At 57.1% G+C, this 21,507-nt stretch carries 22 protein-coding genes and 1 other annotated feature; of the genes, 20 read left to right on the forward strand and 2 right to left on the reverse strand.

All coding sequences use genetic code 11. From position 1 onward, the window contains the following. Positions 1-4 precede the first annotated feature (4 nt). From AAFN83_RS20645 to AAFN83_RS20705, 13 genes are all read left to right on the forward strand, one after another. Entirely contained in the window at positions 5-1,246 is a 1,242-nt protein-coding gene (locus AAFN83_RS20645) for a DUF58 domain-containing protein (protein ID WP_347772919.1), read from the forward strand. After that, entirely contained in the window at positions 1,246-3,534 is a 2,289-nt protein-coding gene (locus AAFN83_RS20650) for a DUF4129 domain-containing transglutaminase family protein (RefSeq protein WP_347772921.1), read from the forward strand. The genes AAFN83_RS20645 and AAFN83_RS20650 overlap by 1 nt, the downstream gene beginning before the upstream one ends. A gap of 159 nt (positions 3,535-3,693) precedes the next feature. Beyond that, positions 3,694-4,191 (forward strand): YqeG family HAD IIIA-type phosphatase, encoded by a 498-nt coding sequence (locus tag AAFN83_RS20655; protein WP_347772923.1) that lies wholly within the window; start codon positions 3,694-3,696, stop codon positions 4,189-4,191. Positions 4,192-4,230: 39 nt separating this feature from the next. Beyond that, complete coding sequence (gene yqeH, locus AAFN83_RS20660) at positions 4,231-5,376, forward strand: ribosome biogenesis GTPase YqeH (protein WP_347772925.1); 1,146 nt, start codon at positions 4,231-4,233, stop codon at positions 5,374-5,376. A gap of 84 nt (positions 5,377-5,460) precedes the next feature. Continuing rightward, positions 5,461-6,342 carry a shikimate dehydrogenase gene (locus AAFN83_RS20665; RefSeq protein WP_347772998.1) on the forward strand — a complete coding sequence of 294 codons (882 nt, stop codon included), beginning with the start codon at positions 5,461-5,463 and terminating at the stop codon, positions 6,340-6,342. Between the two features lie 11 nt (positions 6,343-6,353). Beyond that, on the forward strand, positions 6,354-6,644 hold the full coding sequence (yhbY, locus tag AAFN83_RS20670; protein ID WP_347772928.1) for a ribosome assembly RNA-binding protein YhbY: 291 nt from the start codon (positions 6,354-6,356) through the stop codon (positions 6,642-6,644). 18 nt (positions 6,645-6,662) lie between these two features. Further along, positions 6,663-7,250 (forward strand): nicotinate-nucleotide adenylyltransferase, encoded by a 588-nt coding sequence (locus tag AAFN83_RS20675; protein ID WP_347772930.1) that lies wholly within the window; start codon positions 6,663-6,665, stop codon positions 7,248-7,250. Beyond that, the gene (gene yqeK / locus AAFN83_RS20680) at positions 7,240-7,821 is read left to right on the forward strand and encodes a bis(5'-nucleosyl)-tetraphosphatase (symmetrical) YqeK (RefSeq protein ID WP_347772931.1); all 582 of its coding nucleotides are present in this window, start codon (positions 7,240-7,242) and stop codon (positions 7,819-7,821) included. Before AAFN83_RS20675 ends, yqeK begins: the two co-directional genes overlap by 11 nt. Continuing rightward, positions 7,818-8,159 (forward strand): ribosome silencing factor, encoded by a 342-nt coding sequence (gene rsfS, locus AAFN83_RS20685; protein ID WP_347772932.1) that lies wholly within the window; start codon positions 7,818-7,820, stop codon positions 8,157-8,159. Before yqeK ends, rsfS begins: the two co-directional genes overlap by 4 nt. After that, positions 8,156-9,076, forward strand: a complete 921-nt coding sequence (locus tag AAFN83_RS20690) for a CvfB family protein (protein ID WP_347772934.1) — start codon at positions 8,156-8,158, stop codon at positions 9,074-9,076. Before rsfS ends, AAFN83_RS20690 begins: the two co-directional genes overlap by 4 nt. Before the next feature lie 199 nt (positions 9,077-9,275). Continuing rightward, positions 9,276-10,037, forward strand: coding sequence for a class I SAM-dependent DNA methyltransferase (locus tag AAFN83_RS20695; RefSeq protein WP_347772935.1), 762 nt, complete (start codon positions 9,276-9,278; stop codon positions 10,035-10,037). A gap of 82 nt (positions 10,038-10,119) precedes the next feature. Next, entirely contained in the window at positions 10,120-10,746 is a 627-nt protein-coding gene (locus AAFN83_RS20700; protein ID WP_347772937.1) for a TetR/AcrR family transcriptional regulator, read from the forward strand. Then, on the forward strand, positions 10,746-12,068 hold the full coding sequence (locus AAFN83_RS20705) for an MFS transporter (protein ID WP_347772939.1): 1,323 nt from the start codon (positions 10,746-10,748) through the stop codon (positions 12,066-12,068). Before AAFN83_RS20700 ends, AAFN83_RS20705 begins: the two co-directional genes overlap by 1 nt. A 15-nt stretch (positions 12,069-12,083) precedes the next feature. Here AAFN83_RS20705 and AAFN83_RS20710 read toward each other — a convergent pair whose 3' ends face one another. Continuing rightward, a complete protein-coding gene (locus tag AAFN83_RS20710) occupies positions 12,084-13,904 on the reverse strand; it encodes an ABC transporter substrate-binding protein (RefSeq protein ID WP_347772941.1) in 1,821 nt (606 codons plus the stop codon). A 126-nt stretch (positions 13,905-14,030) separates the two neighbouring features. Between AAFN83_RS20710 and AAFN83_RS20715 the strand changes: the two genes are divergently transcribed. The 3 genes from AAFN83_RS20715 (at position 14,031) to leuS (ending at position 19,045) form a co-directional block, all read left to right on the forward strand. Next, positions 14,031-15,605, forward strand: a complete 1,575-nt coding sequence (locus AAFN83_RS20715; protein WP_347772942.1) for a DUF4153 domain-containing protein — start codon at positions 14,031-14,033, stop codon at positions 15,603-15,605. Next, a complete protein-coding gene (locus tag AAFN83_RS20720) occupies positions 15,602-16,183 on the forward strand; it encodes an AAA family ATPase (protein WP_347772943.1) in 582 nt (193 codons plus the stop codon). Before AAFN83_RS20715 ends, AAFN83_RS20720 begins: the two co-directional genes overlap by 4 nt. Before the next feature lie 68 nt (positions 16,184-16,251). After that, positions 16,252-16,522: a binding site (T-box leader), on the forward strand. A 54-nt stretch (positions 16,523-16,576) separates the two neighbouring features. Beyond that, positions 16,577-19,045 carry a leucine--tRNA ligase gene (gene leuS, locus AAFN83_RS20725; protein ID WP_347772944.1) on the forward strand — a complete coding sequence of 823 codons (2,469 nt, stop codon included), beginning with the start codon at positions 16,577-16,579 and terminating at the stop codon, positions 19,043-19,045. A gap of 145 nt (positions 19,046-19,190) precedes the next feature. On the opposite strand, the gene comER is transcribed toward leuS, so the two are convergent. Next, on the reverse strand, positions 19,191-20,057 hold the full coding sequence (gene comER, locus AAFN83_RS20730; RefSeq protein ID WP_347772945.1) for a late competence protein ComER: 867 nt from the start codon (positions 20,055-20,057) through the stop codon (positions 19,191-19,193). A 394-nt stretch (positions 20,058-20,451) separates the two neighbouring features. Here comER and AAFN83_RS22165 point away from each other — a divergent pair, with 394 nt between their 5' ends. The 4 genes from AAFN83_RS22165 to AAFN83_RS22175 all read left to right on the forward strand — a co-directional run bounded on the left by AAFN83_RS22165 (position 20,452) and on the right by AAFN83_RS22175 (position 21,480). After that, a complete protein-coding gene (locus AAFN83_RS22165) occupies positions 20,452-20,568 on the forward strand; it encodes a Clo7bot family Cys-rich peptide (RefSeq protein WP_481810535.1) in 117 nt (38 codons plus the stop codon). 462 nt (positions 20,569-21,030) lie between these two features. Then, positions 21,031-21,165, forward strand: a complete 135-nt coding sequence (locus AAFN83_RS20735; protein ID WP_347772947.1) for a Clo7bot family Cys-rich peptide — start codon at positions 21,031-21,033, stop codon at positions 21,163-21,165. A 53-nt stretch (positions 21,166-21,218) separates the two neighbouring features. After that, positions 21,219-21,326, forward strand: coding sequence for a Clo7bot family Cys-rich peptide (locus AAFN83_RS22170; RefSeq protein ID WP_481810536.1), 108 nt, complete (start codon positions 21,219-21,221; stop codon positions 21,324-21,326). A 37-nt stretch (positions 21,327-21,363) separates the two neighbouring features. Beyond that, on the forward strand, positions 21,364-21,480 hold the full coding sequence (locus AAFN83_RS22175; RefSeq protein WP_481810537.1) for a Clo7bot family Cys-rich peptide: 117 nt from the start codon (positions 21,364-21,366) through the stop codon (positions 21,478-21,480). Positions 21,481-21,507: the final 27 nt, after the last annotated feature.

Here is a 21,507-nt window from a genome sequence, read left to right on the forward strand (position 1 = left end):
CGCGTTGAAGGGGATCCATCGGCGCGAGAAGCCGAAGAATGTTCGCTTTTCCATGAGGTACGGCCTCTTGCTGGCTTTCTTTTTGGTGAGCTTGGTCTTTCTGCTCTTCCAGGGCGGCAAGTTGGCTTACATGATTTTTGTCATCGTCGCCATTCTCTGCTTGTATATCATTCTGGGACGTTGGAGCGGAGTTGCCCGGACGGAAGGGAAGCGGAGCGTAGAGGGGGCCAGCCAAGAGCTGCTCAGCGCGGGAACCTCTCTTTCGGTCACGGTTCAGGTGCACATTCCAGGTTTTTGGCCGCTCCCGTATGTTCGCATCAAGGATACGCTTACCCACCACGGGGCCGGCGGGACGACCTTCGAGTCCGTCTTCATCCCGGACTGGAAACGAAACGGGGAGATCCGCTATCGGACGCATCCGCTCCGCCGCGGCCATTACCGCTTCGAAGGGACGGATTGCTCGACGGGAGACATCTTCGGGGTGTTTGAGCACGGGGGACGAATCGCGCTCCCTCATTCCTTCCGGGTGCTGCCGGAGACGGTGGCCGTCTCCGAATGGACCGGGCTTCAGCAAATGATGAGAGGCGTCCAGCATCATTCCATCACGACTCGCGCCCAGCGGGAGACGACCCAGATTAACGGTGTGCGGGAATACAACTACGGAGACCGGCTGTCCCGCATTCACTGGAACGCGACGGCCCGCACCGGTACGTGGAAATCGAAGGAATTCGAGCGGGAATCCGAGCTCAGTACGCTGATTATTCTCGAGCGCAACCGGGACCGTTACGTGGACCGGGAAGCGTTCGAGCTCGCGGTGTCTGCGGCTGCCTCCTTGCTGGAATTCGGAAGAAAGCAGCGGTTGTCGATGGGGCTTCTGTCCGTAGGCAGGGAAGCGACGTTCATCGAAGCAGGTTCTGGTTCTCTTCATTATCGCTCGATTATGGACCATCTGATCGGGGTGGAAGCGGACGGTACCCATCCCATCACACGCGTGTTGGAAGAGCACGGGCGGAATTTCATTCCAGGGATGCTGGCTGTTGTCGTCACGCCGGAGCAGAACGGAGACGCCTGGAAGGCGCTTAACTGGCTTCATCATAAACAAGTAAACGGCTGCCACGTACTCACGTCAGCGGATTCGGAATCGGATCGAAGATCTTGGGTGAAGTTCATGCAGACGAAGGGCTTTCTGGCCTACCCGATCACCAATCTGCAGGAGCTTCCCGCACAGTTAGGAGGGCGAAGCTGATGGCGCAGCGTGTTTGGAAAACGACTCCTTCAGCAGGTACTTCCTCTGGTACATCCGTGCGCCGTATCTCCGTCGATTGGCTGAACCTGTTTGGTATCCTGTTCAGCGGGCTGTTCCTGGTTTCATTCATTCATTGGTTTAGCGAAGAAGACGGCGGATTCCTGCCCAAGACGGTGCTGCTGCTCTATTGGACGCTTGGGATTGTCTTCGTAACCGAAGCGGCACGGGCTCGGAACCGATTCCTTCACCGAGTCCTGCAGTTTGTCCTTCTTCTGGTCTTTTTTGGAATCGCCCTGGGGTATACGCCCATCTGGGAGAAACCGAAAACCGTCGGTCAATTCGGCCAGCTTTTTCTGGAAAATGCCGAGCAGTTGTATCCTTACTTGTGGTTCGGAATGGGCACCTGGATTTTGTATCTCTTCACCATCTGGTGGATGAAGAGCAAGAAGCGAATCGCCATCGCCCTTATCCTGGGGGTATTGGCCATGGCGCTCCGCGACTCCTTCAGCCTCGTCTATCTCTGGGACGAAGCGGCTTGGCTCATTCTGTGCGGCCTGTTCCTGCTCGTCATTCGGCATTTCGGGAGCTTGCGGGACAAGAGCCCGGACAACTGGGGGTATATCGCGGATTACCCGATCTCCTCCATCACGCCCATCGTGCTCTTGCTCACTATTACGGTAGGGGCGGGTACGCTCGCTCCCGACGTGAACAATGTGCTCACCGATCCTTATACGCTGTACATGCGCTGGGAAGGCGAGCCGGTGACGGTTCCCGGCAAGCTCAAGGAGCTGGCGAGCCCGATTCTGCCAACGACGAGAGGATTGTCCGGCTACAGTCGAGACGATTCCGGGCTCGGCGGCGGCTTCGACTATGACTATGCGACGGTCTTTACGGTCGAGACGAGCCACCGCAGCTACTGGCGAGGAGAAACGAAGGAAGTCTATACTGGATCGGGCTGGCAGGACAGCCGGGCCACCCGAACCGCGCAAATGCTCGACATCTCAGGCAAAGAGGATGCGTTTGTGCCTGATTCCCGCCTCGACCTGTCCAAGCGCAAAACCGTCGAGGTCAAGCAGACGATTACCTTCCTGGAAAAGTCGCCGAAGTACGATATCGCATTCGGAGCCTTTGAGCTGAGCTCGCTGACGAGCGTGAACAACAAGGATACGGGCTTTGACGCGGCCTGGCGAAGCCCCTCTGCGGAGCTTTTGTGGGGAGAGGGCGGAAGGCCGAAAACCTACACAGTGACATCCGAAATGCCGATTCTCGACGAGAACGGCCTGCGCAAGAGCCCGATGACGTACCCGGAAAAGGCGCAGCTCGGCACGTACCTTGCTGTTCCCGACAGCTTGCCGGAGCGCGTTCGGACCCTGGCCGCCGATATCACCAAGGAGGCAAGCGATCCCTACAGCAAAGCGAAGGCTTTGGAGACGTACCTGCAGACGACGTTCCCGTACAACAACAAGCCGGACGAGAGCAACAGCAGCAGCAAGGATTTTGTCGATCGCTTTCTGTTTGAAACGCTTCAGGGCTATTGCGACTACTACTCGACCGCGATGGCGGTCATGGCCCGAACGATCGGCCTTCCGACGCGTTGGGTGAAGGGCTATTCATCAGGGGCGAGCCCCTTCGATGAAATGACCCCGCAGGAAATCATGGGCCGGCTTGGCGAACGCGATCCGAATGGAGCGGGAACCTATACGGTGCACAACTCCAATGCTCACTCGTGGGTGGAGGTGTACTTCAGCGGGTATGGGTGGATTCCTTTCGATCCCACCTCGGGGTTCGTGGTTCCTTATGCAGACGACCCTTCGCAGCCAACCAAAGAGCCTGTTCAGCCTGAGCAAGCTTCAGAGCCTTCCATTTCCTCGACAAATGATTCGAGTGGCATCTCGTTCGGCGGGTGGACATTCGCCGGCCTTGGTGTATTGGCAGCAGCGGGTCTCGTCTTCTGGTATGCCGCGGGCATTCGTCGTGGACGTTGGACTCCCGTTTGGCTGAAGCGGATGATTGCCGCAAGCCGTCCCGAGCCCAATTATGACCGCCTTCTGGTGAAGGAATTCGAGCGCGTGCTGCGCGTCTTCCGCCGCCGGGGCTTCCCGGTTCTCGAGCATGAGACCGCACGGGAAACGGTGGATCGCTGGCGGCAAAAGGACTCCTGGCTATCGAGCGACCTCGAAAAGCTGCTCGCTCTGTTCGAGAAGGCCAAATACAGTCCCCGCAGCGTAACCGAGGAAGAAGCGGCTCGAGCAGCCGGCCTCTCCCGCAAGCTGCGCAAGGATCGATGACCCGTCGAATACGATCCGATGAAACCTGGATCATAAGCAAGCCGTTCGCCTTATGCGGGCGGCTTTTTGCCTGCAGTCGACCGTGAAAAGTTGATTTTGCGCGGAATTGGACTTGTATGGTATAGTTTGGTGTACTATGAAGCATTTGAGGTGAACGGATTGTTGAATAAACTGGTTCCCCGGCAGCAGGTCGCGACCGTCTATGAACTGGTCCTGACCGAGCTGTGGGAGAGGGGAATCCGAGGAATCATCACGGATTTGGACAACACCCTGGTAAGCGCCAGGACTCCGCTCGCGACTCCGGAATTGATCAAGTGGCTGAGCGAGCTTCAGCAGCTGGGTTTTAAAGTGGTGGTGCTCTCCAATAACGGGGAGGCGAGGGTGAGCAAATTCGCCGCTCCTCTTGAAATCCCGTTCGTATACGGCGCCCGCAAGCCGCGGATCGCCGCTTTTCATCGCGCGCTCTCGATCTTGAATTTGAAGCCGGAAGAGACCGCGGTTCTTGGAGATCAGTTGCTTACGGACGTGCTGGGCGGCAACCGGATGGGGCTCTATACGGTTCTGGTGCAGCCGATCGCTCTGCAGGAGGAAGGCTTCTTTACCCGCGTCAACCGTGTAATTGAGAAGCTCATCCGCCTCGTGAACAAAAATGCATGAGGAGAGCTGCCCGCCGCAAGCTCTCGAAAGGAGTACCCCATGACAAACCATAAAGGAATCCCTGTACCCTTGGGAAGCCGCGAATCCTTGAGATGTGAGGGCTGCGGAGTTAAGCTGCAGACGGAAGATCGCACCAAGCTGGGCTATGTGCCGGATCAAGCGCTCGACAAGGAGCCGGTCATCTGCCAACGTTGCTTCCGTATCAAGCATTACAATGACCTATCCGGAACGACACTTAACCAGGACGATTTCCTGGCCATACTTGGAAGCATTGCCGCCACCGACAGCCTGGTCGTGCACATCGTCGATCTGTTTGATTTCCAGGGGAGCCTGATCCCCGGTCTCCAACGGTTCATCGGGAACAACCCGGTGCTGCTTGTCGTGAACAAAACCGACCTTCTTCCGAAGGCGACGAATCTGAACCGTCTCCGCAACTGGGTCCAACGCGAAGCGAAGGAATTCGGGCTTCGGACGGTGGACGTCGTCCTGGTCAGCGCCAAGAAAAATGCGGGCTTCGATCAGCTCCTGGAACGGATGGATGAATACCGCAAGGGGCGGGATGTCTACGTTGTCGGCGCGACGAACGTAGGGAAGTCGACGTTGATCAATCGCTTGATTCGCGACTACAGCGACCTGGAGGCCGAGCTGACGACTTCGCCTTACCCGGGCACGACGCTGGGGCTCGTGCACATTCCCCTCGATGACGGCAAGTCCATCATCGACACACCGGGAATCGTCTACCGCCATCGGCTGACGGAGCTTGTGAACAAGCAAGACCTGCCGGTTCTTCTGCCAAGCGGCGCCTTGAAACCGAAGGTGTACCAATTGAATGAGGGGCAGACGATTTTCTTCGGAGCGTTTGCGCGTTTTGATTTCGTAAAAGGTGAGCGACAATCGTTCACCTGCTATATGTCCGAGGCCCTCAAGCTGCACCGGACCAAGCTGGAGCGGGCGGATGAGCTGTATGCCGAGCACAAAGGAACGCTGCTCGCCCCGCCGGTCCTTGAGCATCTGGAGGAGCTACCTCCACTCACGAAGCATGCGGTGCGGATTCCGCAAGGGGCCAAGATGGATGTGCTGCTCTCCGGCCTGGGCTGGATTACCGCAACAGGAACCTTTGCCGCCGATTTGGTCATCTGGGCGCCAAAGGGCGTTAAGGTCGCCATTCGCCCGGCGCTGATTTAAACGGACAAGGCAAAGGCAAATGTACCCGATAAGGGAGAACATGGAGCCAATTGCTCCATTCAGGAGGGATACGTGTTGAACCGCATGCTTCCGCAACCGATTGATGCACACACCGTCCTGTTCGGGGTGTTTGGAGACCCGGTGGCGCATTCGCAATCTCCGCGGATGCTGAACCGGGCTTTTGCCGAGACGGGAATCGGCGGGGTCTACGTCGCCTTTCACGTTCTTCCGACGGAACTGCCCAATGCCGTCTATGGCATTCGTGCGCTGGGACTTCGCGGGGTGAACGTAACCATCCCGCATAAGGTCCACGTGATGGCGCATCTGGATGAGGTGGATGAGAGTGCCCGGGCGATCGGAGCCGTCAACACCATCGTCAACCACGAAGGCCGCCTGATTGGGTACAATACCGATGGGATCGGCTATGTTCGCTCGCTTCGCGAAGAGGCGGGCTTTGACCCGGCCGGCAAACGGATCGTGGTGTTGGGCGCAGGCGGTGCCGCACGAGGAATCGTCTGGGCGCTCGCCCGCGAACAAGCCGCCGAGATCGTCATCGTGAACCGCACGGCGGAGCGAGCGGTCGAGCTGGCGGAGAGCTTCGGCGAGCCCGAGCGGGTAAGAGGCTGCGGCTCCGACGGAGCGGAGGCTGCGCTTGCCGGGGCCGAGCTCGTCGTGAATACAACACGCGCGGGCATGCATCCGGATGTCGAAGAGAGCCCGCTCACGCGTTCGCTGCTTCATCCGGGCCTTCTCGTCAGCGACATCGTCTACAATCCGCGTGAGACGCAGCTGTTGAAGGACGCGCTCGCCGCGGGCTGCCGCGTCCATGGCGGCCTCGGCATGTTCGTGCACCAAGGCGCGTACGCCTTCGAGCTGTGGACGGGGGCACAGGCTCCCGTGCAAGCGATGCGCGACGAGGTGGAGGCCGCGCTCGCCGCAAAAATCAATGTTATTTCAAAAGAATAGAGGGTAAAATCATGTTAACCGGAAAACAAAAACGCCACCTGCGCGCACTCGCGCATCACTTGACTCCGATCTTCCAGGTCGGAAAAGGAGGCGTCAACGATCACCTGATTCGTCACATCGCTGAAGCCTTGGAGGTTCGCGAGTTGCTTAAAGTATCCATCCTGAATAACAATTCAGACGATGCTCGCGAGATTGCGGAAGCGCTGGCTTCCGGCGCAGAAGCGGAGCTCGTACAGGTGATCGGGAAGACCATCGTGCTGTACAAGGAATCGCGCGAGAACAAAACGATTGAGCTGCCGTAAGGCCGGAGGGAGTCTTGCATGAAGATCGGAATCATGGGGGGAACCTTCGATCCCATCCACATCGGCCATCTTCTGGCCGCGGAACGGGCGGGGGAAGCCGGCGAACTGGATGAAGTCTGGATCATGCCGGCGAACGTCCCGCCGCACAAGCCCCATGCCCCCCGCGCGGACTCCCGCCACCGGCTTGAAATGACCCGTCTGGCGGCGATGAGCAACCCTCGCCTGAGCGTCACGGATTTCGAGCTGGTCAAGGGAGGTACCTCCTACACCGTCGATACGATGAAGGAGCTGGCTTTGCGGAATCCGCAAGCTGAGTTCTCGTACATCATGGGTGCGGATATGATCATGTACCTGCCCAAATGGCATCGCATTGACGAGTTGGCACGGATCGTGCGCTTCATCGGTGTGGCTCGGCCTGGCTTTGCGCTTCGGGTAGATGAGCTTGATCCTTCCCTGCAGGAGAGGATCACCATTGTGCCCATGCCGCAGCTCGACATCTCGTCGACGGAGATCCGCGCCAGGCGGCAAGCGGGGTTGTCGGTCCGTTACCTGGTCAGCGATTCGGTGTTGGATTACATGGAGGTGAACCGTCTGTATGAAACGTGAAGAGTTGATGGAGGCTGTCCGCCGGGAGCTTCCGGCCAAGCGTTGGCAGCATACCGTAGGGGTCATGCAATCGGCTCGGGAGCTGGCCGAGAAGTACGGCGCTGACCCTGACAAGGCGGAGCTCGCCGGACTGCTCCATGACTACTGCAAATACTGGCCCACGGAGCGCCAGCGGCTGGTGATCCTGGAGAGCGACCTGTCCAATGACCTGCTGCAATACGACAAGCCGCTCTGGCATGCACCGGTCGGGGCGTATGTGGTCAGCAAGGAATTTGGCATTGACGACGAGGATGTGCTGAATGCCATCCGTTACCATACATCAGGCCGAGTGGGCATGACCATGCTGGAAAAGGTGGTCTGTCTGGCCGATTATATGGAGCCGGGAAGGGATTACCCAGAGGTAGCCGCCATCCGCAAGCTGGCGGAGACGAGCGTGGAGCGGGCGCTTGTGGCAGGCTACGACTCCACCATTCGCTATCTGCTCAGCAAGGGAGAAAAGATCTATCCCCTTACTTTGTTATCAAGAAATGCCCTGATCGAGGAGATCCGGGACAGGAGGAACAATCGATGAATGAACAACAACTGCTGGATCTCGTCTGGGAAGCAGCGGACAGCAAAAAAGCCGTGGATTTGATCGCGCTTGATCTGAAGGGGATTTCCCTCATTGCCGATTACTTTGTAATCTGCCACGGGAATTCTGAGACGCAGGTACAGGCGATTGCTACTGACATTCGCAAGAAGGCGGAAGCCGCCGGCGTTCGCGTGCGCGGACTCGAAGGAATGGACAAAGCACGTTGGGTGCTGGTCGACCTGGGCGATGTCGTTGCCCACGTCTTCCATCGGGACGAGCGGGAATACTACCGTTTGGAAAAGCTCTGGTCGGACGCGAAAGCGGTTGAGCGCGTATGACCATGGAGGCCGGACAGGTACTCACTCTGCGGGTCGCCAAAGAAGTACCGCCTTACGGGTTTTTCGTCACCGATGGAACCCGTGAGGTGCTGCTGCATTATACGGAGAAGACCCGGAACATCAAGCCGGGAGATTCCGTCGAGGTGTTTTTGTTCTATGACACCGAGGATCGGCTTGCCGCCACGATGAAGAAGCCGTTGATCCGGTTGGATGAAGTGGCCCTGCTGGAGGTGGTGGACATCCACCCGCGCATCGGCACCTTCCTGGACATGGGGCTCGGCCGCAACCTGCTCCTTCCTTTCTCCGAGCAGCCGGAGATGAAGGAGCTTCGTCCGCAGAAGGGCGACCGGGTTTATGTCGCCCTGCAGCATGATCGCCAGGGCCGGCTCGTCGCCAGGCTTGCTGGAGAAGCGGAGCTCGTTCCCCTCGCCATTCCGGCTCCATCCACTTGGATCAACCAGTGGATGGAAGCGCGCGTGTATAAGCCGCTGCAGCTGGGAACCTTTGTGGTGGTCGATGGCGGAGTAGCGGGCTTCGGAGCAATCGGAATGATTCATTCCAGCGAACGCACACGTATGCTTCGCGTCGGGGAAACAGTGAAGGTTCGCCCTGTTTTCATCCGCGAGGACGGCCGCGTCAACCTGACGATGCGGGAATCGAAGGAAAAAGGACGCGAGGAGGACTCCACGAAAATTCTGGACTTCCTGCTCGCGCGCCCGGGCGGTGCCATGCCGTATTCCGACAGCACGCAGGCGGATATTCTCATGACGAAGTTCGGAGTCAGCAAGGGAGCCTTCAAGCGGGCGCTCGGCAAGCTCATGAAGGAAGGGCTGATCGAGCAGCGCGAGAACTGGACCTACCTGACCGAAGCAGGCAAGAAGCTGGGCGAGAAGGGCGATCCGGAGAGCGAGCAATAAGCGAATCGCATCATAACTCGTCTGAGGAAAAAGAGTATGGATGTCACAGGCCGTTACGCGCCATCGAAATCGCCAAGAGATTCGTTTCAGAGGTCGGCAAGCCGAAAGGCTTGGCGTTGCTCTGCGAGCGGTAGCGGCGAGTTCAGCGCGTCGCGGCCTTTTTGGTTAGGCTAAGTAAGGGATGGAGGAGGAAGGCAACATGGCTTACGGACATTTTGCAGCGGTGTATGATCGGTTGATGGAGGACATGCCCTATGAAGATTGGTTGTCCTTCGTGGAAGAGAGCTGGCGGCTGCACGGGCTTAAGCCTGTACGAGTCGTCGATCTGGGCTGCGGCACGGGAACGATCACCCTTCCGCTGGCGCAACGAAAGTATGCGATGACCGGGATCGACCTGTCTGCCGATATGCTGACCGTTGCCAGGAAAAAGGCGGAGGACGCGGGGGAATTCGGCATCACCTGGCTGGAGCAGGACATGCGAGACTGGGCGCTGCCGAATGCCGCGGATGCCGTCATCTCGCTGTGTGACTGCCTGAATTACCTCACGGAGGAAGAAGACATTCGGGCGGCGTTCCGAGCCGCTTATGAGGGGCTGGCCCCCGGAGGCTTGTTCCTGTTTGACGTCAACACCGAGCACCGCTTCCGGGTGTATGCGGAGGAGCAGCCGTTTCTACTGAACGAGGAAGATGCCGCGTACATCTGGTACTGCGACTTCGAAGAAGAGACCTCGACCATCGTCCACGACCTGACGATCTTCGCCAGGGAAACGGCGGAGCGCTATCTTCGCATCGAGGAGGAGCATATCCAGCGCGCCTATTCTCTTAATTGGCTGAAGGAAGAGCTGAGCCGGGCGGGATTCGTCCGCGTGGATTGTTATGGCGATTTTACCTGGAATCCGGCTCATGCTGAAACCGAGCGCGCCTTTTTTCTTGCCGTTAAGGGTGATCGGATCTCCTCCTGATTCGGAAAGCATTGACAACGACACGCGTGTCATTTTATTATAATGACATGCGTGTCGTTATTTTTAGAGGAGGAAGAGCAGCATGACGCCCAAATTATCAGAGGATCAAAGGGAAGACAAACGCAGGCAGATTTTGCAGTCGGCTATCCAGGTTTTCAGCAAGCGCGGCTATAAGAGCGTGACGATGAAGGATGTGGTGGAGGAGTCCGGGTTAAGCCGCGGAGGGGTTTACTTGTACTTTTCCAGCACAGATGAAATGCTGCTTGCCATCCTGGATGACATCGACAACCGGGATGAGCAATTTTTTCAGCAGGCGGGGGAGAATGTCGGCTCGTGCTGGAGTGCTATTGTCCAATTGCTCGGCGGGATGGCGGCTACTCAGGAAGAAGACTCGCTGGCGGTTGCCTTGATGGAGTTTTTTCTGGATCGGGAAAAGGTGGAGGAACGTCGCCAGATTCAGATTGGACGCTATGAACGGGTTCGCGCTTTTGTGGAAACCTTTCTTGCCAAGGGCACGGAACGGGGAGAATTTCGTCCGCTTCTTCCTCTGCCTACCCTTGCGCGCATGATCATCAGCTTTACCGAAGGCGTCCACATCGACAGCTTGCTGATCGGGCACGAGCCGCTTCACGTCCAAGAGCAAGCGGAAGGCTTCCAGATGACGCTTCGCCATCTGCTGCAGGTTCAGAATCCGGAGGAGGCTAGCTGATGAAGGAGCTGTTTCGCAATCGCTTGTTCGTTCGCTTGTTCCTCGCTTCCTTCGCCTCCCAACTCGGAACGACCGTCGGGAATATGGCGTTCGCCTTCTATCTGCTCGACCGTTTTGCAGCTCAGCCGGGCTATGCCTCGCTTGCGGAGCTCATGTATTCGCTGCCGACGCTCTTCGTCTTCTTTCTTGTAGGGGTAGTGGCCGATCGGTATGATCGTCAAAGGATCGCAGCGAACAGCGCCTGGATTCGCCTTGGACTTACCGCTATTCTTTTTGGCTCCATCTGGCTAGGCGTTCTTCCGCTTATCTTCGCTGTTCTGTTCTTGCGCAGCGCGGTAGCGAAATTTTATGCACCGGCAGAAACTGCGTTGCTGCAAGGCATCCTTCACAAGGAGCAGTACATCTCGGCCTCCGGTTTGAACCAGATGCTGTTCGGGGTGTTCATGTTGTTCGGAGTAGGGATTGGCGCGATCGCTTATACGATGATCGGCATCTATGGAGCGGTTGCCATCGACGCTTTCGGCTTTCTGACCGCAGGCTGCCTGCTGCAAACCTGCTCTTTTCCGAAGGGAGTCCGTAGTCCTGGCAAGGGAGAGGCTCAGCCTGATGAAAGAATCGCACGGTCTGGCTTGAGTTTAAGCCGTATGGTGGCGGATTTTCGGGAAGGACTTCATTATATCCGGCAGCGTCCGCTGCTTATGGCGCTCATTGCAGGTTTTTTCCTCTTCGGGTTCTTGAACGGAGGCTTTGCGATTTTGCCCATGTTCACGATGAAATACAAGCTGGCCCCCGATGAATACAAAACCTTTTCCTCCCTGTTTGCTCTCTTTCTTGGAGCAGGACTATTCCTCGGCAGCGGGATTGCCCCCACGATCGTGAAACGATGGAAGCCGCACGGAACCATTCTTGCAGCCCTGCTCTTATCCGGTATCTTGATGACGGTGCTGGGCTTCGTTGATCAGCCATGGGTATACTTGGGTCTTGTCTTCGGCTTAGGCTTTCTGATTGCCCCCCTCAACGTCGCTATCGGCGGCTGGATTCCGAGTCTGGTGGACCCCTCCATGATGGGAAGGGTGACGGCCTGGAATGACCCTGTGCTTATGCTCGGCCAATCGATTACCCTCGGGCTCGTGACCCTTCTGTACCCGGGAACGTTGTCCCTCCTGGCTTTGTATTTGGCGCTTGCCGGTCTCATGCTAACGGCCTTTCTCCTCTTCGCCTTCACCTTGCCCCGTCTGTCTCGCCAAGCCGAAGCCGCTGCTGAAGCACCCTCGACTGTCATGGCTGACCCTTCGTCCCTCTCTTCAACAATTGTCGATTAGCGCGCAGCCTTCGCCTCAAGACCATTCCTTCTTGTCCGTAAACCAGATGTCGCGGAAGCGAACCCAGCCCAGGGATTCCAGCGTGACGCCGCGAATGGACGGATGGAAAGCGGTTTTGAGGCTTTTTCGATAGAGAAAAAACAAGCTGCTCCGCTGATCGAGAAGCTCCTCAATCTCCAGAAACCGATCGATGCGGCCCTCCGAATCGGCTTCGTGCCGGATGTCGCTCATGAGCTGCCTGAGCTCGCGGCGAAGGGGGTCGTCGGCGTGTTCGCAGATGCTGGTGAAGAGGTCGATCAACCGGAGCTCCCGCTGCTCGTCAAGGGTAACGGCAAACAGCAGCAGGTCCGCTTCGAACCGCTTGTCAGTGTTGAACTCTTCTGCTGCGAGCAGCTGCAGCTTGATCTCAATCCCGCTCTCCGCGCATACCCGGGCGACCAGTCTGGCATCTCGTTCATATTCCGGGATGGTGATGAGGGTCAAGGGGGGCAGGGGAGAAGCAGTCGAGGCATTCCCCTTCTCCAAGGAGTCCTCCAGCCGGTCGTCCCCGCGATCGAGATACGGCATCGCTCCTTCTCCCATGGTGCGAATCGGCCAAAAGCTGTCCACTCCGTCCACGACGTCCCCGTCCAGCAAAGCGAGAAGCCTCTCTCGATTCAGAAGACGACGAAACCGGATGCGATCCGCAACGCTAACCAATGCCCCGCCCGGCTTATGCGGCGCCGTGAGAAACTTGCAGGTCATCCCGGTCTGCCGAATCTCCTGCCAGCTTCCGGCCTCCCGATCGGGCAGGCGTACATTGTGCATGAGCTGAAACGGCGGCATGGTTTCCCGCGCCTGCTCCACATGCTCTTCGGCGATGCTCCACACCTCTATCCGATCCAGAAACCCTCTACCTTGAAAGTAATCTGCGAAGGCATCCAAAATCCACACCTGTCCCGCGCGTTCGACGAGCCGGTAAGGTCCGGTACCTACCGGCTGCTCGCCAAAGCTAAGGCCCAACTCCTCGCACCGATCCATCGGGACGATCGAAGCCCGGCTGCTGGCAAGGAAAGACGGGAACAGCTCGTTGGGCTGCTCCAGCTCGATCTGGACGGAATACGCATCCGGAGTCTCGATCCGCTTGATGCCGCGGTACACCCAATTGAACAGGCCGTGCGGCGCCAGCGCAAGCAATCGCTCCAGCGTATACCGAACATCGGCCGAGGTGAGCTCCCGGCCATGGTGAAAGCGAACGCCCTTGCGCAGGTAGAAGGTCCAGCTCGTGCGGGCTTCGTCCGCTTCCCAGGCATGAGCGAGATGAGGATGCAGCCCGCCCTTGCTGTCGCATTGAATGAGCCCGTCGAAGAGCTGCTGAACGAGGTGGGATTCGCCGGTGAAGTGAATGCGGGCCGGATCGAGGCTGTGAAGAGTCTGCGGCAAAGGAAACCGCAGCATATCCGACCGGCGCTGGCCGCGTCGAACGGTCTGGACCCCGAACTGCCGGGTCAGCCACTCCCTGGAGAGGGAGGAGGTGTCCAACTGGAACGAGCGAAGGAGCTCAATGGCCGCGAACAGATCGTTTCGTTCGGCGAGCTCCTCCGCTTCCTCCACGGCAGCCCGGGTTAGCGGGACGTGGAAGGTAAGCTCCGAACGGTTCGCTCTCCCTCGTTTCGGCTGCCAGGTGAGCCAGCCCTTCTCCTGCATGCGGCCGATCAGGGTGATGATCGTGCGAGGGGTGCAGTCCAGCACCTCGGCGAGCTCGCCGGTGGTTACCTCAATGGCCTCAAGCGGAGCCGATTCCGCGAACGATCCATAATGGCGGCATAGCTCCAGGTATTGCTTGCGAAGCTTCATGTCGGACCTCCTTTTGCAAAATATGAAATTAATAAAATGAAACTTGCACTTTTTCTTCTTATTTTACAGGTTACAATGAAAGGAGAAAACCCCAATCGGTACCGTTTCGAAAAGGAGAGGTCCACGATGAACGAATCGATCCAGGCGAAAGCCAGCGTCCCGTTGTGGGGACTGCTTGTCCTGCTCTTTGGTGTGCTGAGTCAGTACTTGCTTGTTGACCGGTCTCCGGGAATCTCGGTCGCGGTCCTGCTTCTGGCCTATTATGGACTGCTGTTCTTCTTTACCCAGGGGAGATCAGAGACCGGGAAGGGTTTCCTTCTTCGTCCCTGGCAGCTTTGGCTCCCGTTAGCGGCCGCTCTCCTGCTTGCGCTATCGTACACCCTGTTTGCGAATAGCGTATTCCGTGTATTGAACGTTCCGGTGCTTGCGGCGCTGCTGGTCTACCACTCGCTCTTGCTGCGGCAGGACGGCTTTCTCCATAAAAAAGGATCGAAGTGGCTCACCGCTCTCCTCTATGCAGGGATTGGGGCTCCGATTAGGCGCCTGCTCGTTCCCGCTCAGTTGATCGGCAAACGCATTCGATTCGGCAAGAAGGAGAACACCTCGGCTTCGCAGGCACGAAAACTCCTTTTGGGGCTGGCGCTTGCGCTTCCGGTTCTGCTGTTCGTCCTGATGCTGCTCGCCTCTGCGGATCCGGTGTTTGATTCATGGCTCAGCGCTTTTCCAGAATGGCTCGGAAGGCTGTCTCTTGGAGAAGGCGTAGGCCGCTCGGTGTTCGCCCTCGTGATCGCGTGGTACCTGTTCTGCTTCTTCTGGGGACTTGTCCTGGAAAAGAGAACGGCCTCCCTTGATCCCGAAGCGGAGCACGCGGATGGGCAAAAGACAAAGCAGGGTCAAAAAGGAACTCTTTTCGAAGAAGAGGCTCACCTGCATGACGGACTTGGTATTCCCAAGCTCGATCCACTGGTGGCGGCGGGCTTTCTCGGCGCGGTGAATGTGCTCTACCTGCTGTTCGCCATTGTGCAATTCGCCTATCTGTTCGGAGGGGCGCAGGGGCTGCTGCCGGAAGGGGTCGTCTACGCCGATTACGCCCGGCAAGGCTTCGCGGAGCTGGTGCTGGTCGCGGCGATCAACCTGACGATCCTGCTGGCGGGCTTCAAGGTGATTGCTCCGGGAAGTCCCGTCATGGATCGGGTGCGCCGCCTGCTGTTTGGCCTTCTCGTCTTATGTACGCTGGTCATGTTGATATCCGCTTATACTCGATTGTCGCTGTATGAGGATGCTTACGGATACACGATGCTCCGACTTTTGGTGCACGGATTCATGCTGTATCTCGGTGTGTTTTTTCTGCTCGCGTTGGCCCGCATCTGGAGAGAACGTCTGGAGCTGTCCAAGCTGTTCGCCGTGACGACCTTGCTCGCCTGTCTGGTGATGACCTACGCCAATCTGGATGAGCGGATCGCCCGCAACAATACAGACCGTTACGAACGCACAGGAAAGATCGATGCGGCCTATCTTGGCGGATTGTCTTCGGATGCTTACCCGGTTCTCTCCAAGTTCCAGGCCGAGCATCCCGAGATTGAAGGTCTCTTGCAGGCGGTGCATGAGATCAAGCAAAGAGCCCAAGCCGCCACTCATCAAGGCTGGCCTTCCTGGAATTACTCTCACTGGAAGGCGGCAAAAGGAGGGACCGACGGATGATCATATGGCTGAACGGTGCATTCGGAGCTGGCAAAACCCAGACGGCTTATGAGCTGAAGAGGCGACTTCCGGGTTCGATGGTTTATGATCCGGAGGTAGCGGGAGCTTTCCTGCAAAAGGTGATCCCGAAGGAAGCGGCAACCGGCGATTTTCAGGATTATCCGATGTGGAGAGAAGTGACCTACTCCACGCTGGCCTATTTAAATAAAAGCTACAAAGGTATCATTCTTGTGCCGATGACCATTACCGAACCATTGTACTTCTGGGAGACGATTGGCCGTCTGCGTAAGGAAGGGATCGATCTTCATCACCTCACCCTTCGCGTCTCCCGTGAAACCTTGGCGAAGCGGCTGCGAAGCCGGGGAGAAGGGGGCGATTCGTGGTCGGTCGCCCAAATGGATCGCTGCCTGGAAGCGTTGGAGGCCGAGCTGTTCGCCGAGCATCTCAACACCGACGAGCTGACGGTATCGGAAACGGCAGAATCCATCGCGGCCAGATTACAGCTGCGCCTGCGCAAGGACGACCGAAGCCGGTTCGGGAAATTCCTTACTCGCTGGTTTGTACAGCTTCGAAATTAATGTCGAGAAGGGGTTCATTCGATAGGGTGTTTCTTGACAATTCCTCGGAGACTTTCTATAATGTCAGCAACAAGGCATTGAAAAGGACCAGTAATTCGACAAGCGCTTTCCCAGAGAGCCGGTAGGGTGGGAACCGGCAAGTGCGACGGATGAACTCGCCTTTGAGCCGAAGGATGAACCCGACAAGCGACGATCACCAAGAGCGAAAGCTCCTGACCGGTCAGCCCGGAAGTAGTCCGACCGTCTCGCCCGCGTTAAGGGTGTGCAAAGTGAGCCGGAGGCAACGTTTGTCCGGTTAACTAGGGTGGTACCGCGGGAAATCAACCTCTCGTCCCTAGCTTAACAGCTGGGGCGAGAGGTTTTTTTGGCAGTTATGAGTCGAGGAGGATAACCATGACGCAGGAAAGTAAGCAAAACGAGGGGCGCGAAGGGACGGTCGGCTACCATCCCCAGGCGCTCGAGCCCAAATGGCAAGGCCGCTGGGATAACCAAAAAACCTTCAAGGTGCTGGAGGACAACGACAGACCGAAGTTTTATGCCCTGGATATGTTCCCCTACCCGTCGGGAGCGGGTCTGCATGTTGGACACCCCGAAGGCTATACGGCGACGGATATCATTTCCCGCTTCAAGCGGATGCGCGGCTTCAACGTACTCCATCCGATGGGCTGGGATGCCTTCGGCCTTCCGGCCGAGCAATTCGCCATCGATACGGGAAATGACCCGCGCGACTTTACGAAGAAGAACATCGACAACTTCCGTCGGCAGATCAAATCCCTCGGGTTCTCCTACGATTGGGACCGCGAGGTCAGCACGACGGACCCGGAATACTACAAATGGACGCAATGGATTTTCATCCAGCTCTATAACAAAGGCCTCGCATATGTCGACGAAGTTCCCGTAAACTGGTGCCCGGCCCTCGGTACGGTGCTGGCGAACGAGGAAGTCATCGACGGCAAGAGCGAACGCGGCGGCCATCCGGTTATCCGCAAGCCGATGCGTCAATGGGTGCTCCGCATCACGGAATATGCTGAACGGCTCTTGGAGGACCTGGAGGAGCTTGATTGGTCCGAGAGCATCAAGGACATGCAGCGCAACTGGATCGGCAAGTCGAAGGGTGCTGAAGTGAAGTTTGCGATCGAGGGCCATGCCGACATGGCGCTTACGGTCTTCACGACACGCCCCGACACCCTGTTCGGCGCTACTTATTGCGTGCTTGCGCCGGAGCATGAATACGTCGATGCGATTACGACGCCGGAGCAGTTGGATTCCATCCAGCTGTATCGCGAGAAAGCCTCCCATAAGAGCGATCTCGAGCGCACCGACCTGGCCAAGGAGAAGACCGGGGTCTTCACCGGAGCTTACGCGGTCAACCCGGTGAACGGCGAGCGCACGCCGATCTGGATCGCCGACTACGTGCTGGCGGGCTACGGCACCGGGGCTATCATGGCGGTACCGGGTCACGATGAGCGCGACTACGAATTTGCAACGGCCTTCCAGCTTCCGATCAAGGAAGTGGTGAAGGGCGGAGACGTGGCGAAGGCTGCCTATCCGGGAGACGGAGAGCATGTTCAGTCCGGCTTCCTTGACGGACTGAAGAACGAAGAAGCCATCGCCAAGATGATCGCCTGGCTGGAAGAGAACGGCAAGGGGCAAGGCAAGACCACCTACCGCCTCCGCGACTGGCTCTTCAGCCGGCAGCGTTATTGGGGCGAGCCGATCCCGATTCTGCACCTGGAAGACGGCACGATGAAGACGGTTCCGGTGGAAGAGCTGCCGCTCATGCTTCCGAATGTGGATTCGGTGAAGCCTTCCGGAACAGGAGAGTCTCCGCTTGCGAATGTCGAAGACTGGGTCAACACCATCGATCCGGAGACCGGCATGAAGGCACGCCGCGAGACGAACACGATGCCGCAATGGGCGGGAAGCTGCTGGTATTATCTCCGGTACATCGATCCGCACAACGACAAAGAGTTTTGCTCGCCGGAGCTTCAGAAGAAGTGGCTTCCGGTTGACCTCTACATCGGCGGGGTCGAGCATGCGGTCCTTCACCTCCTGTACGCCCGCTTCTGGCACAAGGTGCTCTATGATCTCGGCTTTGTGACGACCAAGGAGCCGTTCCAGAAGCTCGTCAACCAAGGGATGATTCTCGGGAACAACAACGAGAAGATGAGCAAATCCCGCGGCAATGTCATCAACCCGGACGAAATCGTGAGCAAGTACGGGGCCGATACGCTCCGTCTGTATGAAATGTTCATGGGTCCTCTGGAGGCGACCAAGCCATGGAGCGAGACCGGGGTCGAAGGGGCTTACCGCTTCCTCAACCGGATCTGGCGCTTGTACGTCCAGGAGGACGGTACGCTGAACCCGAAGCTGACGAAGGACGAGGCGGCAGGAAGCGCCGAATTCAAGCGTGTATGGCACCGCACGATCAAAAAGATCACGGAGGATTACGAGGGCCTGCGCTTCAATACAGCGATCAGCCAACTGATGATCTTCGTGAACGAAGCGTACAAGACCGAATCGCTTCCGATCCAGGCGATGGAGCATTTCGTGCAACTGCTCTCGCCGCTCGCTCCGCATATCGCGGAAGAGCTCTGGGAGCGCCTCGGCCATACGGAGTCGATCACCTACGTTCTGTGGCCGGCTTATGACGAGGCGATGACGGTCGATGACGAGGTGGAGATCGTCGTGCAGGTGAACGGCAAGATTGCCGATCGCGTGAAGATCGCCGCCGACCTGTCACAGGAAGCGATGCAGGAGGCTGCTTTCGCACTTCCGAAGGTGAAGGAGCTGACAGAGGGCAAGTCCGTCGTCAAGGTCGTCGCCGTGAAGGGCAAGCTCGTTAACATCGTCGTGAAGTAACAAGAAAGTAACAAGAAAGAAACAGGAGCATTCAACGAGGAACAGCCATATAGGGATAAACCGCTCCCTCAAAAGAGAAGGACCTTGCTGCTGCGAGTAATCGCAGTCGGCAAGGTCCTTTTTGATTAATGGCGCAGCCGATTTGTTAGGTGCTAGTGCTGGGCGCAGAATCAGAAGCGGATGGTGAATCCCATCCCGCGAACAGTTCCGCCACCTTCTCCGCATCCTCGCGGAATTTGGCGTGCGTCACCTCGATGAGCCGCTCGAAGGTTGAACCGAGCTCTTGATCCAGCAGCTTGAGCGCGCCTTCCGTAATTCCGCCGGGAACCGAAACCCGGCGCACGATATCCTGCGGGCACATGCCGCCTGAGGTCAAGAGCATACCGGTGCCAAGCAGCATCTCGCTGGCCATGCGTCGGGCTTCCTCGCGGTCGATGCCGGACACTTCAACGGCTGCCGTGATGAGCTTGTCGAGCAAAAAGGCGAAGAAGGCCGGCCCGCAGCTCGACAGATCCGAGCTGATGCGGGTGTGCTCCTCCCGTACTTCCAGCGGCCGGCTGATGGGAGCCAGGAACTGCTCGAACCGCTGCCTGTCTTTTCGCCCCACCCGGCTGCCATAGATGCAAAGTGCCGCACCGCCGAGCACATAGTTGGTTACGCTCGGGATGACCTTCGCGACTTTGCCGGGGAGCCGTTCTTCCAATTGGTCGACCATAACCGGGCTCGTAATGGACACCACCCACTGGTCTTCCCGGCAGAAGGGGGCAATTTGATGAAGCAAATGAGGGTAATCCCCCGGTTTTACGCAGAGGAAGAGGATATCGCTTCTTGAGGCAGCCTCTGTAACACTCTCCGCGAGCTGAAGGCCGGGAAAGCAGCGGGCTAGCCGTTCGGCCTTGGACGGAGTCCGGTTGACCGCTAGAATCTCCTCCGGAAGCAGCTCGCCGGAGCGGATGAACGCTTCGATCAGGATGCTTCCCATGCTTCCGGTCCCGATAAAGCCAGTCAACACCTTTCGTCCCTCCTTATCCATGCTCCTATGTCGCAGAGCGGATATACCGATTCCATTCACTTTATGTATCGGGTTGGGATTCTATGTATTCTTTTTAGCCTCACGTTGATGTTAACGGAAAGCTTATCCAATGTGACGAACATCGACAAAATGCGCTAATTGACAATTATTCCAAATAATAGTAGCGTAAAAGTCGTAGTCCCGCTCTACCATTTTATTGGAAGGAGGATGATATCGTGCATTATGTCGTCATGCCTGCTACCAAGATGAGCATCGGGTATTGCTACAGCTGCAGCAAAAAGGTTTGCGCCCAGGTCTGTCATCACAACTGTACCATTGTTTGCGCTATTGACTGCATTGTGAACGAAACCTAAGGGTTGCGAGGTGGAAGAGGATGAAATATGTCGTGAAGCCGATCCATAAGAGCGGATTCGGGTACTGCTACTGCGACCGGTGCTCAGATTGTCACGATCTGTGCGGAACCCAATGCGGCGTCAAGTCGAAAAAGTAGAAAGGAGGAGTGGCATGTCCTACGTGGTCCTTCCGAGGAATAGGTGGGTGCAAGGCTATTGCTTCTGTCGAAACTGCAACAATTGTACCTCTCGCTGCTCCAACAAGTGTGATCCCTATTATTATTGATTGATGATTTAGGAGGTTGGTCGATGGAATACATCGTGAGGCCTGAAGCCAAAACCAGCGGCTATTGCTTCTGCAACCGTTGCGACAAATGCGATTATTGCACCAAATGCAGCCCCAAGATCGTCGTCTAGTCCGATTATGGAAAGGATGAATGGCATGCATTACCTGGTACGGCCTGTACGAGGCTTTGTAGTTGGCTACTGTTATTCGACGAAGTGTAACGAATGTCATCGCTGCGATGTGTGCAGACCCAAGTACGTATGAGTACGTTTTTTTAAGCGATTAAGTGATTTTCTTCACTTAATAGAAGCGATGGAAAGGAGGTGAATCCACCATGACCTTCGTCGTGCGTCCTGCCAATCGGTTTGAGCTTGGCTTCTGTAATGCGTGCAGCAAGAACTGCCACAATGACTGCGGTAAACAAACGGGCTGCGGGTATGACCCCAACTCCTGCGGCGGCAAACGCTAATCAGCATGTGAGAACAGGCAGGTCTTTCATAGTAAAAGAAGGGAGAGAGGGTTATGCAATTCGTCGTGCAACCGAAAAACAAGTTTGAAGTGGGCTTCTGCATCGCGTGTAAATCGAACTGTGACAATCGCTGCAAGGACCAATGCGTCATCCTGAAGTAATCGGCATTCATTCTGTAAGGAGAGAGGTGGACCTGGTATGACCTACATAATAAGGCCTCAATCCAAAACCGCAGAGGGCTACTGCCTCGTCTGTGTTCATCAATGCCACAACGACTGCACCAAACAGTGCGGAATGTATCATCCATCTCCATGATCCTACATCCGGGATAAGTCCCGTCTA

Origin of the sequence: Gorillibacterium sp. CAU 1737 (assembly GCF_039888655.1) — a bacterium.
Lineage (GTDB): Bacteria > Bacillota > Bacilli > Paenibacillales > NBRC-103111 > Gorillibacterium.

Bases quoted from the DNA above. Each gene is read 5' to 3' on its own strand.
- yqeH (WP_347772925.1), top strand. From the start codon at position 4,231: ATGACAAACCATAAAGGAATCCCTGTACCCTTGGGAAGCCGCGAATCC.
- AAFN83_RS20650 (WP_347772921.1), top strand. From the start codon at position 1,246: ATGGCGCAGCGTGTTTGGAAAACGACTCCTTCAGCAGGTACTTCCTCT.
- AAFN83_RS22165 (WP_481810535.1), top strand. From the start codon at position 20,452: ATGAAATATGTCGTGAAGCCGATCCATAAGAGCGGATTCGGGTACTGC.
- yhbY (WP_347772928.1), top strand. From the start codon at position 6,354: ATGTTAACCGGAAAACAAAAACGCCACCTGCGCGCACTCGCGCATCAC.
- rsfS (WP_347772932.1), top strand. From the start codon at position 7,818: ATGAATGAACAACAACTGCTGGATCTCGTCTGGGAAGCAGCGGACAGC.
- AAFN83_RS20675 (WP_347772930.1), top strand. From the start codon at position 6,663: ATGAAGATCGGAATCATGGGGGGAACCTTCGATCCCATCCACATCGGC.
- AAFN83_RS22170 (WP_481810536.1), top strand. From the start codon at position 21,219: ATGCAATTCGTCGTGCAACCGAAAAACAAGTTTGAAGTGGGCTTCTGC.
- AAFN83_RS20665 (WP_347772998.1), top strand. From the start codon at position 5,461: ATGCTTCCGCAACCGATTGATGCACACACCGTCCTGTTCGGGGTGTTT.
- AAFN83_RS20715 (WP_347772942.1), top strand. From the start codon at position 14,031: ATGAACGAATCGATCCAGGCGAAAGCCAGCGTCCCGTTGTGGGGACTG.
- AAFN83_RS20695 (WP_347772935.1), top strand. From the start codon at position 9,276: ATGGCTTACGGACATTTTGCAGCGGTGTATGATCGGTTGATGGAGGAC.
- AAFN83_RS20710 (WP_347772941.1), bottom strand. From the start codon at position 13,904: ATGAAGCTTCGCAAGCAATACCTGGAGCTATGCCGCCATTATGGATCG.
- leuS (WP_347772944.1), top strand. From the start codon at position 16,577: ATGACGCAGGAAAGTAAGCAAAACGAGGGGCGCGAAGGGACGGTCGGC.
- AAFN83_RS20690 (WP_347772934.1), top strand. From the start codon at position 8,156: ATGACCATGGAGGCCGGACAGGTACTCACTCTGCGGGTCGCCAAAGAA.
- AAFN83_RS20700 (WP_347772937.1), top strand. From the start codon at position 10,120: ATGACGCCCAAATTATCAGAGGATCAAAGGGAAGACAAACGCAGGCAG.
- AAFN83_RS22175 (WP_481810537.1), top strand. From the start codon at position 21,364: ATGACCTACATAATAAGGCCTCAATCCAAAACCGCAGAGGGCTACTGC.
- AAFN83_RS20720 (WP_347772943.1), top strand. From the start codon at position 15,602: ATGATCATATGGCTGAACGGTGCATTCGGAGCTGGCAAAACCCAGACG.
- yqeK (WP_347772931.1), top strand. From the start codon at position 7,240: ATGAAACGTGAAGAGTTGATGGAGGCTGTCCGCCGGGAGCTTCCGGCC.
- AAFN83_RS20735 (WP_347772947.1), top strand. From the start codon at position 21,031: ATGACCTTCGTCGTGCGTCCTGCCAATCGGTTTGAGCTTGGCTTCTGT.
- AAFN83_RS20705 (WP_347772939.1), top strand. From the start codon at position 10,746: ATGAAGGAGCTGTTTCGCAATCGCTTGTTCGTTCGCTTGTTCCTCGCT.